This is a genomic window from Gardnerella sp. DNF00747 (genome assembly GCF_049262675.1).
Taxonomy (GTDB): Bacteria; Actinomycetota; Actinomycetes; order Actinomycetales; family Bifidobacteriaceae; genus Bifidobacterium; species Bifidobacterium swidsinskii.
Window position 1 is genome coordinate 398,148 of the sequence record NZ_CP058394.1, and the last position, 13,383, is coordinate 411,530.

The window sequence follows — 13,383 nt, forward strand, 5'->3', positions numbered from 1 at the left end:
AAATTGGAAGGCTTCAATATGAATATTGTCGATGGCAATGAAGTATCTGTTTCGTCTGAATCTACTTGTAAGTCGTGCACAAGCGATAAAGCATTTGCTTTTAAGCGTGTATTAGTTGCAGGTCTTGGAGTTTCTGGTCGTGGCGCAGCTGAGGTTTTGTGCGCTGTTGGATCTGAGCCTGTGACTGCAGACGAAAATAAGCCTGATGCCGATATACATGATTTTTCAGCAATAGACTGGTCTAAAATCGATGCTGTTGTTACATCTCCAGTATTTAACCCTCGCACGCCATTTTTGCAAGAAGCTGCATCGCGCAATATTCCAATAATGAGCGAAGTTGAATTAGCATGGCGCTTGCGCGTACCTTCTAAGCGCACGAATAAACCTGCTTATTGGATTGGCGTTACTGGCACAAATGGTAAGACTTCTACTACAGAAATGACTTCTGCAATGCTAACCGCTTGCGGATTAAATGCTCCAGCTGTGGGAAATATTGGAAAGTCTGTGTCACATGCTGCTTTGGAATGTGAGCATGATGCCTTATGTGTTGAATTAAGCTCTTTCCAATTGCATTTCACTGATTCTTTAGCTCTTGATTGTGCTGCTATTACTAATATTGCTGCTGATCATTTAGATTGGCATGGTGGCATGGAAGCGTACGCTCGTGACAAGTCAAAAGTATTTAATAATGTGCAAAAAGCTTTGGTTTACAATGCTCAAGATGAGCGTGTAAGCAAATTGGCAGATTGTGCACAAGTTGCTGATGGCTGTAAAAAGATTGGTTTTACGTTAGAAGAGCCTAAAGATGGTGAAATTGGCGTAAAAGATGGTTGGATTGTCGATAACAGCGGTGTTGCTGGAGGAACTAAAGGCACTCTAAAACCTATTGTCGAATTGCGTGAGCTAAAACATCTGTGCGAGCCTGATGGCAGTGTGTATCCGCATTTATTAGCTGATGCTCTTACTGCGTTAGCGTTAGCTTTAGGTTTAACTGGTGACGTAGATTCTTCAGTTCGTGCTTTACGCGAGTTTGCTCCTGGAGGTCATCGCATTCAAACAGTTGCGACTTTGATGTCTGAAGATGAAAATCCTTCGCATTGTATTAGATTTGTAGATGATTCTAAAGCAACTAATGCTCATGCTGCTTGTGCATCTTTAGCTAGTTTTGCTAATAATTCGGTTGTTTGGATTGCTGGCGGTTTAGCTAAAGGTGGTCATTTTGAAGATTTAATTGCAAACCAACTTCATGTGATTAAAGCAGTTGTTGTTATTGGAATAGATCAACGTCCAATTGTTGAAGCTCTTCACAGTTCAGCTCCTCACATTCCAGTAACTATTGTTTCACAGGATGGTTCTTGCGCTAAATCATATGATTGCGTTGATGACTTAGTTTGTGAGTATGTTGAGAATACTTCGCTTGTAAATCCTGATTCTTCATTCGGTGAGACTGTTATGCGTCAAACTGTAGAAGCTGCTGGGCGTTATGCTAAGCCTGGTGATGTTGTTCTGCTTGCTCCTGCTTGTGCCTCTATGGATCAATTTGTTTCGTACGCCGATCGCGGCAATCGTTTTGCTAAAGAATCTCAACGATGGGTGCATAATCATGGTATTCAACAGTAATAAGCCTAAAAAGTTTTTGCGTTCATTAGCGTGCAAAGTCTCAGAAGTTATTATGGAAGATCATATTGAAACAGATTCAGATTCTTCTCATTCTTCCCAAAAGCAAAAATTTGAATCTTTTAAAAAATCTATTAGAACTTCAGCAAGTAAAGTAGGCGAGTCCGTAAGCAAAGCAGGAGCGTATGCAAGCAAAGCGGGTAAGGAATTAGGCAAATCTGTAGGAAAGTCTGTAAGTAAGTCCGTAAGTAGTTCTGTTACTAAAGTTGGCAAATCTGTAGGTTCTTCTTTAAATGAATCTGTAAAATTTGTAAAAGATGTAAAGAAGTCGAAAGCTGCGAAACCAGCGAAACCAGCAAAGCTAGCGAAACCAGCAAATACAGTAAAGCCAGCAAATACAGCAAAGCCAGCAAATACAGCAAAGCCGGCAAAGTCAATCAAATACGCAAAATTAGCGCATACTGTATCTGGAATATTTTCCTCGAAAAAAGACTACTCAAAAAACTCGTTAGAGCGCAAAACTCAAGATTCAGAATTAAAGAAATACGTTGGCTTGCGCAGTTTAACTAACCCACTGTGGTGCTTATACGGCATGAGAGTATCAGTGGTTATACTGTCGATTTTCGGCTTATTTATGGTGTTTTCTAGTTCTTCAGTAACTATGATCACCTACGGAATTGCACCTTGGGGTCAAGGCGTAAACCAAACAATGTATTGCGTTTTAGGCTTAATTGGCTATATTTTCGCTTCTCGACTTCCAGTTACAGTTTATAGACGATACGTTGCTGTTATTTACATTATTTCTGTTATTGCACAGTTCTTAACATTTGTTCCAGGTTTACGACGTGAAGTTAATGGTAATGCTGGTTGGATTGCTTTCGGCCCTATGACTTTGCAGCCTGCAGAAATTACAAAACTTGCATTATGTATTTGGCTTCCAGTAGCTTTGATTGCTGCAAAACAAGCATATGAGCGTGTGCAAATGCGCGCGTATATTCCTGTAGCAGCAGGACTTGGCGTATCGTTGTTGCTTGTTATTGCAGGTAAGGATCTTGGTACTGCTTTAATTATTATTCTTATTGCACTTATAGCTTTCTACTTAGGTGGATTCCCAACAAAATGGCTTGTTGGAAGCATATTTATTGCTTGCATAATGGTTGCTCTTTTGGTTTTAACAAGCCAAAATCGTATGCGACGTATTCTTGCTACTTTGCACGGATGTGATGCAAAATCAGCTAAAGGCGTTTGTTTCCAAGCAATTCACGCTCAATATGCAATGGCTTCTGGTGGACTATTAGGCGTTGGCATCGGAAACTCTCGTGAAAAATGGAATTATTTGCCTTACGCTCACAATGACTTTATTTTCGCTATTATTGGCGAAGAGATGGGCTTTTTGGTTGCAGCAGCAGTGATTTTGCTATACGTAATTATTGGTTGGTGCATACTATCTTCAGCATTAAAAGCGAAATCGCAATTTATTTCAATCACATTAATGTGTATTGCAACGTGGATTGTAGGCCAAGGATTAGTTAATATTCTTGTTGTTGTGCAAATACTTCCGGTTATGGGAGTGCCTATGCCGTTTGTGTCCGCAGGTGGTTCTTCGCTTGTTATGTGTTTGGTCGCAATTGGCGTAGCTGATGGTCTTATGCGTTCCAATCCGCAACTTACTATATCGAAGTAGTAAGTATTTACAACTTTTTATAATATGAAAGTTATAACAAGGGTAGTGAAATGAAATTTGATAATGCTATTGAGCATGAAGTGCATATTGTTCTTGCAGGCGGGGGCACTGCAGGTCATGTCAATCCTTTGCTTTCTGTCGCAAACGCTATTAAAAAGCTCAATCCTGAAGCGTTAATTAGTGTAATTGGCACAGAAGTTGGTTTGGAAAAAAGTCTTGTTCCGAATGCAGGGTACGAACTTGACACTATAGAAAAAGTGCCGTTCCCGCGTAAGCCAAATCTAGATGCAATTAAGTTTCCAATTCGATGGATGCGCGAAAAACGCAAAGTGCGAAATATACTAGCCGCTAGAAAAGCAGATATAGTAGTGGGCTTCGGTGGCTATGCTTCTGCTCCAGTATATTCTCAAGCTCATGCGCAGCATATTCCTATTGTGATTCACGAGCAGAATGCTAAATCTGGAATGGCAAATCGCTTGGGCGCAAGTTGGGCTGATGCTGTTGGAACAGTTTATGGGAATACTGATTTGCGCACACGAAAAGGTGTCAAAGTTGAAAGAGTTGGTTTACCTCTTAGACCTGCTATTTCTCAATTGTGTGAAAGATTAGAAAAAGATTATGATTCCGCTCGCGTTGAAGGTGCGCAAAAACTTGGCGTTGACCCTAAACGTCCAATTATTCTTGTTACTGGCGGATCTTTGGGTGCAAAAAGCATAAATCAAGCTGTTGCTGCAGCAGCAGGAGATATTTTAAAACATGCGCAAGTAATTCACTTAACTGGTCGCGCAAAAGCGGAAGAAGTGCGAAATATAGTTGCAAAGCAAGTAGGCGAATCGCAAATAAATGATATTAAACCAGAGCATGCTGGTTGTGGCGATTATCATATTGCAGAATATTTAGAGCGTATTGATTGGGCTTTTGCTTGTGCAGATTTAGTTATATGTCGTGCAGGAGCTGGAACGGTTGCAGAAATTTCTGCACTTGGCTTACCTGCTGTATACGTGCCATTGCCTATTGGCAACGGCGAGCAGCGTTTCAATGCTGAGCCTGTAGTAAATGCAGGGGGAGCATTAATGGTAAATGATGCTGATTTCAATGCGAAGTGGTTTATAGATGAAGGATTAGCTTTATTGCAAAACAAAAAGCAATTACAAGCTATGCGCACTAAATCTTGGAATTATGGTATTCGTGATGCTGCAGACGTTATGGCGAAGCGTATTCTTGAAATCGCAAAAGAAGGCAGAAAGTAATGACTAATCTTAATAGCAATACAACTTCATCTCATAACAACATTGATTTAAACCCAGTAAAATCAGCGTTTGATGATTCGCAAACTATTTCAAAACTAGGGCGAGCGCATTTTATTGGCATTGGCGGAGCTGGAATGAGTGTTCTGGCAGAAATGTTGCATGAAGAGGGAGTAAGCGTAAGCGGTTGCGATCGTGAAGCAAATGATCACACTCAACGCTTGGAAGAATTAGGTATTGAAGTAGAAATTGGACAAAGTGCTTCACATGTTGAGCATGCAGATGTACTCGTGTATTCAAGTGCTATTAAACCGAGCAATCCGGAGATTATGGCAGCACATGAGCGCGGCATAAAACTTGTTCATCGCAGCGATATTCTTGCGTTATTATTATCTGCAAAAACTGGTGTGACTGTTGCTGGAGCGCATGGTAAAACAACTACTAGCTCACTTCTTTCTCATATATTAACTGTGGCTGCAGTAGGCGATTTGGCTGATCCAAGCTACGCAATCGGCGGATCTATTCAAGCCGCAGACGGAACAGTTTTAGACGGCGGTCATGCTGGCAATGGAATTGTTATGGTTGCTGAAGCTGACGAATCTGACGGAAGTTTTGAAAAATACAGCCCAAGTATTGCAATCGTAACAAATGCTGAAGCAGATCACTTGGATCATTACGGCTCTAGTGGACGATACAGAGAAGCATTTGTTGAGCACGTAAGTCACGCTGTTAATAACGTAATAATTTGTGCAGAAGACGAAGGTGCTAGAAAAGTACTTGAAGCTATGCCGGATAATATTTTAAACAAAACAATTGCTTACGGTAATTTGGATACTTGGAGCCTAAAACTCAGCTCGCGCGTACAAAAATTAGCTATGTTCGCAAGTATTGAGCATGAAAATGAGCAAGCTGTAAGTGGTCGCGAAATGTTTACGCTTGTATTGCCAGAAAAAATTTTGGATGAACATGCTAAATGTTCGAACAAGGTGCAAGTTAGCTTGTTAATACCAGGTTTGCATAATGCGCTTAATGCTTCTGCAGCGATTGTTGCTGCAGTATTGCTCGGTATGAATCCAGAAGATGCGGCTCGTGGTGCAGAAAGCTTCCGAGGTGCGTCTCGTCGTTTTGATATTCGTGGATGTGTTGATGGTGTGACAGTTGTGGACGATTATGCTCACCATCCAACTGAAATAGCTGCATTATTGCGCGCTGCTCGAAGAAAGTACACTTCTTCTACTCTTCGCGTGCTGTTTCAGCCTCATTTGTTCTCCAGAACGCGGGCTTTTGCTAGTGAGTTTGCAAAATCTTTGGCTCTTGCAGACGATGTAATTGTTACAGGAATTTTCCCAGCTCGCGAAAAGCAGGAAGATTTTCCAAATATTAATGCTGAAACTATTGTTAAAGCTGCAAAATCGCAGAATCTTGATGTAAAAATTGAAGCGGTTGACGATATGCGCGAAGCTGCGTTGAAACTGGCTTCGCGTGCAAAATCTGGTGATGTGCTGCTTACAGTTGGTGCAGGAAGTATTACTGCTATGACGTCTGTTATGCTAGAAGCATTGTAGTGCTTTGAAATTAAGCGATTAAAATATAAATAGATTATTACGAGAGGTAATTATGGGTCGCGTGAGGTCAAGCAAATCGTACGATGCTGATGCAAATAATTCGCATCGTCGTACCGTTTCAAGTCTTAATATTGCGCGTACTGAAGAGTCCCGTAGTAATAAATCCAGCAGCATTACGTCTCGTAGCAGTGCGTCTCGTAGTGCTGAATTGCTTAATAATGAATTGCGTAGTGGTGTAGCTCGTGGTGCGAAATCTAATATCGGAAAATCTAATATAAAAAAATCTAGTATCAAAAAAACGCGTGATGAAAAAATTCATATTTCTAAACCTAGATCTGCTTCGTCGTTGCGCAAAGACCAGCGTTTTCAAAGGCATATAATCAGCCAAAACACATCGCAAATACGAGTAGCTGATATCAATGAAAAAAATCATCAAGGTAAGTTTGTTGACGCTAGACTTTTGCCGAAGCTTGATTTTGTAAGAAAAACTTTAAGTCAAACTTCTGGTTCTCTTGGAATGATTACTCGTCCTAGAATAATTAATTTTCGAGAGCGTTTGAAAGAACGTAAATCTGCTTATTTGCAATTTACTGTTAAACGAATTCTTGCAATTCTTGCAGTGATTGCTTCTGTTTCAGCGATTGTTTGGTTTTTATTCTTCTCGCCAGTTTTTCTTCTTAAGTCTAACGATATAAGTATTTCTGGTTCTAACGAGTGGGTGAGTGAGCAAAAAATTGCTTCAATTGCGTCAACTCAGGTTGGTAAATCGCTATTTTTAGTTTCTTCTCAAGAAGTAATTAACCAACTTAACGATATTCCTGGTGTAACTGAAGCAAAAGTTTCTAAGAATTTCCCTAATGGTTTGCATGTTTCTGTACATGCGCAACGTCCTGCAGCAATGCTCAAAACTCGAGATAGCAATAAATTAACTGCTGTTGACGCTAAAGGTCGCGTGTTAAATGCCGTAGCTCAAGTTCCAACGCAAGGAATACCTGTTATTGAAGTTTCAAATGTTCAAAGAAGCTTGAATAATAGAGCGGTACTTGAAGCTGTAAAAATTGTTAGTTCACTTTCGGAATCTTTGCGAGCTAGAGTTACGAAAGTTAGTGCAAAAACTCAAGATTCTGTCGAAACAGAATTAGGGGATGTTAAAAAAACTATCATATGGGGCAATTCGTCTCAGATTGAGTTAAAGAAAGCTATTGTTGCCAAGATTATTGATGATCCTAGTAAAATTGGCAATAAACGCAGCTTAGATGTGTCTGCTCCTGTGCGTCCAATTCTTAAATAGAGTTTTAAAACTTTATTAATTGCATTGTCAAGATTAGGTGTATAATAGTAACTCGTGTGTGCCAACAGCATGCCTTATGTTATAGGCGTGTTGGTTGGGATATCCCAAGTGCCAAAGATAGCGCGCAGTAATGTGTGGCTGGAGGTGCGAGGGCCATCGGGCCGGTGGACTGTGGCTTTTACTCTTTAACCGATTCTTTGGTTATGGTGTGCTGCAGTGTGGCGGTTTTCACCAAATAGAAGATAACAATGAATCGGAGAACTTAAGTTGCCTACGATTGAACAACTTGTCCGTAAAGGACGTCAGGCCAAGCCGAAAAAGTCAAAGACTTTGGCCTTGAAGGGTAGCCCGCTGCGTCGTGGCGTATGCACCCGTGTATACACCACCACTCCTAAGAAGCCAAATTCCGCGCTTCGTAAGGTTGCTCGTGTGCGCCTCAGCTCTGGTATTGAAGTAACCGCCTATATTCCAGGCGAAGGTCACAACTTGCAGGAGCACTCCATCGTGCTCGTGCGTGGTGGCCGTGTGAAGGATCTCCCAGGTGTGCGTTACCACATCGTGCGTGGCGCATTAGATACCCAGGGTGTCAAGGACCGCAAGCAGGGTCGTTCCCTGTATGGAGCAAAGAAGGCGAAGTAAAACATGTCACGTAAAGGACCTGCAAAAAAGCATCAACTGCTTCCTGATCCAATCTACGGCTCGACCGTCGTGGCTCAGTTGATTAACAAAATCCTTCTCGATGGTAAGAAGTCCATCGCAGAAAACATCGTCTACACCGCTCTTGAGCAGGTGAAGGCAAAGACCGAGCAGGAGCCAGTTTCTGTATTGAAGCGCGCTCTTGATAACATTCGTCCAAATCTTGAGGTTCGTTCTCGCCGCGTTGGTGGTGCAACTTATCAGGTTCCAGTCGAAGTTAAGCCTGCTCGCGCAAACACTCTTTCCCTCCGCTGGCTTACTGACTTCTCACGCGCTCGTCGTGAAAAGACTATGGCTGAGCGCTTGGCCAACGAAATTCTCGATGCCTCCAATGGCTTGGGTGCTTCCGTGAAGCGCCGCGAGGATACCCACAAGATGGCAGAAGCAAACAAGGCTTTTGCTCACTATCGCTGGTAATCCACAAGATAATCGGTATCTTAAAGAGCTAAGGATAAGAATATGGCACAAGATGTGCTTAACGACCTGAATATGGTTCGTAATATCGGCATCATGGCGCACATTGATGCTGGTAAGACTACTACCACCGAACGTATTCTTTACTACACTGGTAAGAACTACAAAATCGGTGAAACTCATGATGGTGCTTCTACCATGGACTTCATGGCTCAGGAGCAGGAGCGCGGTATTACTATTCAGTCTGCTGCAACTACCTGCTTCTGGAAGCGTCAAACTCATGACGTTGATGACCGCTATCAGATCAACATCATCGATACCCCAGGTCACGTGGACTTCACCGCTGAGGTGGAACGTTCCCTTCGCGTGCTCGATGGTGCTGTAGCAGTCTTCGATGGTAAGGAAGGTGTGGAACCTCAGTCTGAAACCGTGTGGCGTCAGGCTGATAAGTATAGCGTCCCACGTATCTGCTTCATCAATAAGATGGATAAGCTTGGCGCTGATTTCTACTATTCCGTCAAGACCATCAAGGAGAAGCTCGGTGCAACTCCACTCGTTATTCAGCTTCCAATCGGTGCTGAAAACGACTTCGTTGGCGTTGTTGACTTGATTCGTATGAAGGCTTACGTCTGGAATGACGTTAAGGACGATATGGGTGCTCACTATGACACCGTTGACATTCCTGAAGATTTGCAGGAACGTGCAGAGCAGTATCGTGCTGAGCTTATGGATCAGGTTGCTGAAGCTGACGATGAGCTGGTTGAGAAGTATCTCGAAACTGGCGAACTTACTGAAGAAGAAATGCGCGCTGGTATCCGTAAGCTTACCATTGAGCGTAAGGCATTCCCAGTAACTTGCGGTTCTGCATTCAAGGATAAGGGTGTTCAGCCAATGCTGGATGCTGTTGTCGACTTCCTCCCAAGCCCAGAAGATGTTCCATCTATTAAGGGCTTCAAGCCAGGCGACGAATCTGTTGAAATTGACCGTAAGCCAGTTAATACAGATCCATTCGCAGCATTGGTATTCAAGATTTCAACCCATCCATTCTATGGCAAGCTCGTGTTCGTGCGCGTTTACTCTGGCGAAGTTAAGCCAGGCGATTCCGTGTACGATTCCACGAAGTCCAAGAAGGAACGCGTTGGTAAGATCTTCCAGATGCATGCTGATAAGGAAAATCCTGTAGATTCAGCTGAAGCTGGTAACATCTACACCTTCGTTGGTTTGAAGAACGTCAGCACTGGTGATACTTTGTGCGACGAAAAGAACCCAATTTCTTTGGAATCCATGACATTCCCAGATCCTGTTATCGAGGTTGCTGTGGAGCCAAAGACGAAGGCTGATCAGGAAAAGATGAGCTTGGCTTTGGCTAAGCTTTCTGACGAGGATCCTACATTCCAGGTTAAGACCGATGAGGAATCTGGTCAGACTTTGATTTCCGGTATGGGCGAGCTTCAGCTTGACATTATCGTTGATCGTATGCGTCGTGAGTTCAAGGTCGAAGCGAACGTTGGTAAGCCACAGGTTGCTTACCGTGAGACGATTCGTAAGGCTGTTATGAACCAGGAATACACTCACAAGAAGCAGACCGGTGGTTCTGGTCAGTTTGCAAAGGTTTTGATGAACTTCGAACCTCTCGACACAGAATCTGGCGAAACCTACCAGTTTGTCAACGAAGTTACCGGCGGCCACATCACCAAGGAATTCATTCCTTCAATCGATGCAGGCGTGCAGGAAGCTATGGAATCCGGCGTTTTGGCCGGCTTCCCAGTTGTGGGTGTAAAGGCAACCGTCACCGACGGTCAGACTCACGATGTCGATTCTTCGGAAATGGCCTTCAAGATTGCAGGTTCCATGTGCTTCAAGGAAGCTGCTCCTAAGGCTAATCCGGTAATTCTCGAACCAATTATGGCTGTCGAAGTCCGTACTCCAGAAGAGTACATGGGCGACGTCATGGGCGATTTGAACTCTCGTCGCGGTAACATCCAGTCTATGACTGATGCTACTGGCGTGAAAGTTATCGACGCCAAGGTGCCGCTGAGCGAAATGTTCGGCTACATTGGCGATCTTCGTTCCAAGACTCAGGGCCGCGCAATGTTCACCATGCAGATGGACTCTTACGCGGAGGTCCCGAAGGCCGTTTCGGACGAGATTATTAAGGCTCAGCGCGGCGAATAAAGCGCACGCTACTTCGGTGTTTTCTGTCCCCGGTCAACGCTAGAATTTCCTACGTTGACTGGGTTCTGGCACCGAAGTGGCACCTAACCCAGAAACCCAGTAATATGTAGCGAAAGACCTCTCACAAATGTGTGAGGCAAACTACGAGACGTCCAGGAGGACAAACACATGGCAAAGGAAAAGTACGAGCGTACTAAGCCGCATGTTAACATTGGTACCATTGGTCACGTTGATCACGGTAAGACTACCTTGACCGCGGCTATTTCTAAGGTGCTGCATGGCGAGTATCCAGATCTGAACCCTCAGTATGACTTCGATCAGATTGATGCCGCTCCAGAAGAGAAGGAACGCGGCATTACCATTAACATCGCACACATCGAGTATCAGACCGCTGAGCGTCACTACGCTCACGTGGACGCTCCAGGCCACGCTGATTACGTGAAGAACATGATCACCGGTGCTGCTCAGATGGATGGCGCAATCCTCGTGGTTGCTGCTACCGATGGTCCTATGGCTCAGACCCGTGAGCACGTTTTGCTCGCTAAGCAGGTCGGTGTCCCGAAGATCCTCGTTGCTTTGAACAAGTGCGATATGGTTGATGATCCAGAACTTATCGACCTCGTCGAAGAAGAGGTTCGTGACCTCCTCGAAGAAAACGGCTTCGATCGCGACTGCCCAGTCATCCGCACCTCTGCTTACGGTGCTTTGCACGATGACGCTCCAGATCACGAGAAGTGGGTAGAGACCGTCAAGGAGCTCATGAAGGCTGTTGACGAGTACATCCCAACCCCAACTCACGATCTTGACAAGCCATTCTTGATGCCAATCGAAGATGTGTTCACCATCTCCGGTCGTGGTACCGTTGTCACCGGTCGTGTTGAGCGTGGTAAGCTCCCAATCAACACCCCAGTTGAGATCGTTGGTTTGCGTCCAACTCAGACCACCACCGTTACCTCCATCGAGACCTTCCACAAGCAGATGGATGAGGCCGAAGCTGGCGATAACACTGGTCTTCTTCTCCGTGGTATCAACCGTACCGATGTTGAGCGTGGTCAGGTTGTGGCTGCTCCAGGTTCTGTGACCCCACACACCAAGTTCGAAGGCGAAGTTTACGTCTTGACCAAGGACGAAGGTGGCCGTCACTCGCCGTTCTTCTCCAACTACCGTCCACAGTTCTACTTCCGCACCACCGACGTCACCGGCGTTATCACCTTGCCAGACGGCGTTGAGATGGTTCAGCCAGGCGATCACGCAACCTTCACTGTTGAGTTGATTCAGGCAATCGCAATGGAAGAGGGCTTGACCTTCGCAGTTCGTGAAGGTGGCCGTACCGTTGGTTCCGGTCGTGTGACCAAGATTCTTGCCTAGTATTTTTTCTAACTGAAAAATATTAGCTAAGGCTTAATAAAGACCCCGCGAGGAAACTCGTGGGGTCTTTTGTTGTATGTGCTTGTTTTATCAGCGCGACGACCTGCTTGAGCGCTGCGATTTAGCGCGCGAAAGCAACTCGGAGCGGAAACTCGCTTAGGTTGGAAGTCCGGGGGACTTCCGACGCGAGTTTCGTAAGCGAGCGCGTTACCCACGTGAGCGCCACTGTTTTTTCGTTACTGGTGCAGTTTGTGTTCTGCGTTAGTGTCTCTGGTAGGTGATTTGAGAAGTGTGTGAGAGATGGGTGTTAGTAACGCTCGGCACTGTTAACGCGTTCGCGTTTGGAGTACAGAGAGCATAATAAAACCCTGCCAAATACTAATCTGGCAGGGTTAAATAGCTAAGCAACTAACACACGTATGTTAGTTTTAGTATTGCTAATCTCTATTATCTCCAAGCAACTCTAGCAAGTAGATGAACATGTTAATGAAGTCCAAGAACAGCTGGAATGCGCAGAAAATAGATACTTTCTTAACCATTTCAGGCTGATTTTCATATTGTGCAAGTAATGCGCGAGTTTGCTGAGCATCGTAAGCTGTTAAACCTGCAAAAATAACGATGCCAATTCCAGCCATAAGACGCATTGTTCCAGTATCTTGCCCAATAAACGAAATAATAATTTGCGCAACAACGAATACAAGTAATGCAACCATTAAAATTGGACCAGCTTTAAGCAAATCCTTTTTTGTAGTAAGTGCAAGCATTGTCAAGCACAGGAAGAATCCTGCAGTTAAAGCAAATACTAATGCCACAGATCCAAGGCTAAATACTTGAAAGACTGAGCTTAAAGTAAATCCTGTTAAAGCAGCATAAGCATAGAACAAAACTCGTACTGTTGTCTCACTCATTTTCATTAAGCGTGTTCCAAGAACAACTGCTATCACAACCTGAGCAATTGCCAACATTAGCCAACCCCATCCGCGGGTTGCAAACATAAATCTAAGCCAGAAATTACCGCTCTGAGTGAACAGTGCCACAAGAGTTGTAACAATCAATCCAAGCGTCATTTCGCCATAAGTGCGTCCTACTGAAACTCTTTTTGCTTCTTCAAAAGCATATGTTGCCTGAGTGTCAATAACTTCAGGAGCACCGCTTCTGTAATAATCTTGAGTAAAGTTTGTCATTATTTCTCCTTAACAGCTATGAAATAAAACGCTGTCAAGACAACGTTCTCACATAATTATAATTAAAGCATCTGGGAAAATGCTAAAAAAATACAGCATAATTTATACGTTCGTACAATAAGCTGGTTTTAATCTTGCATAA

General features: G+C 43.9%; 10 protein-coding genes. 9 read left to right on the forward strand and 1 reads right to left on the reverse strand.

The genetic code is table 11. From position 1 onward, the window contains the following. Window positions 1-18: 18 nt before the first annotated feature. From murD to tuf, 9 genes are all read left to right on the forward strand, one after another. Window positions 19-1,620 carry a UDP-N-acetylmuramoyl-L-alanine--D-glutamate ligase gene (gene murD, locus HXT32_RS01405; RefSeq protein ID WP_064621569.1) on the forward strand — a complete coding sequence of 534 codons (1,602 nt, stop codon included), beginning with the start codon at window positions 19-21 and terminating at the stop codon, window positions 1,618-1,620. A 469-nt stretch (window positions 1,621-2,089) separates the two neighbouring features. Continuing rightward, window positions 2,090-3,301: a peptidoglycan glycosyltransferase FtsW gene (locus HXT32_RS01410; RefSeq protein WP_233186349.1), complete on the forward strand. Its 1,212-nt coding sequence runs from the start codon at window positions 2,090-2,092 to the stop codon at window positions 3,299-3,301. Window positions 3,302-3,351: 50 nt separating this feature from the next. Next, window positions 3,352-4,551, forward strand: coding sequence for a UDP-N-acetylglucosamine--N-acetylmuramyl-(pentapeptide) pyrophosphoryl-undecaprenol N-acetylglucosamine transferase (locus tag HXT32_RS01415; protein WP_064621567.1), 1,200 nt, complete (start codon window positions 3,352-3,354; stop codon window positions 4,549-4,551). After that, window positions 4,551-6,113 carry a UDP-N-acetylmuramate--L-alanine ligase gene (murC, locus tag HXT32_RS01420; protein WP_064621566.1) on the forward strand — a complete coding sequence of 521 codons (1,563 nt, stop codon included), beginning with the start codon at window positions 4,551-4,553 and terminating at the stop codon, window positions 6,111-6,113. The genes HXT32_RS01415 and murC overlap by 1 nt, the downstream gene beginning before the upstream one ends. 52 nt (window positions 6,114-6,165) lie before the next feature. Beyond that, entirely contained in the window at window positions 6,166-7,404 is a 1,239-nt protein-coding gene (locus tag HXT32_RS01425) for a cell division protein FtsQ/DivIB (RefSeq protein WP_064621565.1), read from the forward strand. Window positions 7,405-7,671: 267 nt separating this feature from the next. Then, on the forward strand, window positions 7,672-8,043 hold the full coding sequence (rpsL, locus tag HXT32_RS01430; RefSeq protein ID WP_003813881.1) for a 30S ribosomal protein S12: 372 nt from the start codon (window positions 7,672-7,674) through the stop codon (window positions 8,041-8,043). A gap of 3 nt (window positions 8,044-8,046) precedes the next feature. Further along, on the forward strand, window positions 8,047-8,517 hold the full coding sequence (gene rpsG, locus HXT32_RS01435; protein ID WP_012914396.1) for a 30S ribosomal protein S7: 471 nt from the start codon (window positions 8,047-8,049) through the stop codon (window positions 8,515-8,517). A 42-nt stretch (window positions 8,518-8,559) separates the two neighbouring features. After that, on the forward strand, window positions 8,560-10,689 hold the full coding sequence (fusA, locus tag HXT32_RS01440; RefSeq protein WP_004107409.1) for an elongation factor G: 2,130 nt from the start codon (window positions 8,560-8,562) through the stop codon (window positions 10,687-10,689). Between the two features lie 168 nt (window positions 10,690-10,857). Next, window positions 10,858-12,057, forward strand: a complete 1,200-nt coding sequence (tuf, locus tag HXT32_RS01445) for an elongation factor Tu (RefSeq protein WP_004118785.1) — start codon at window positions 10,858-10,860, stop codon at window positions 12,055-12,057. A 437-nt stretch (window positions 12,058-12,494) separates the two neighbouring features. On the opposite strand, the gene HXT32_RS01450 is transcribed toward tuf, so the two are convergent. Continuing rightward, the gene (locus tag HXT32_RS01450; RefSeq protein ID WP_285089550.1) at window positions 12,495-13,241 is read right to left on the reverse strand and encodes a Bax inhibitor-1/YccA family protein; all 747 of its coding nucleotides are present in this window, start codon (window positions 13,239-13,241) and stop codon (window positions 12,495-12,497) included. Window positions 13,242-13,383: the final 142 nt, after the last annotated feature.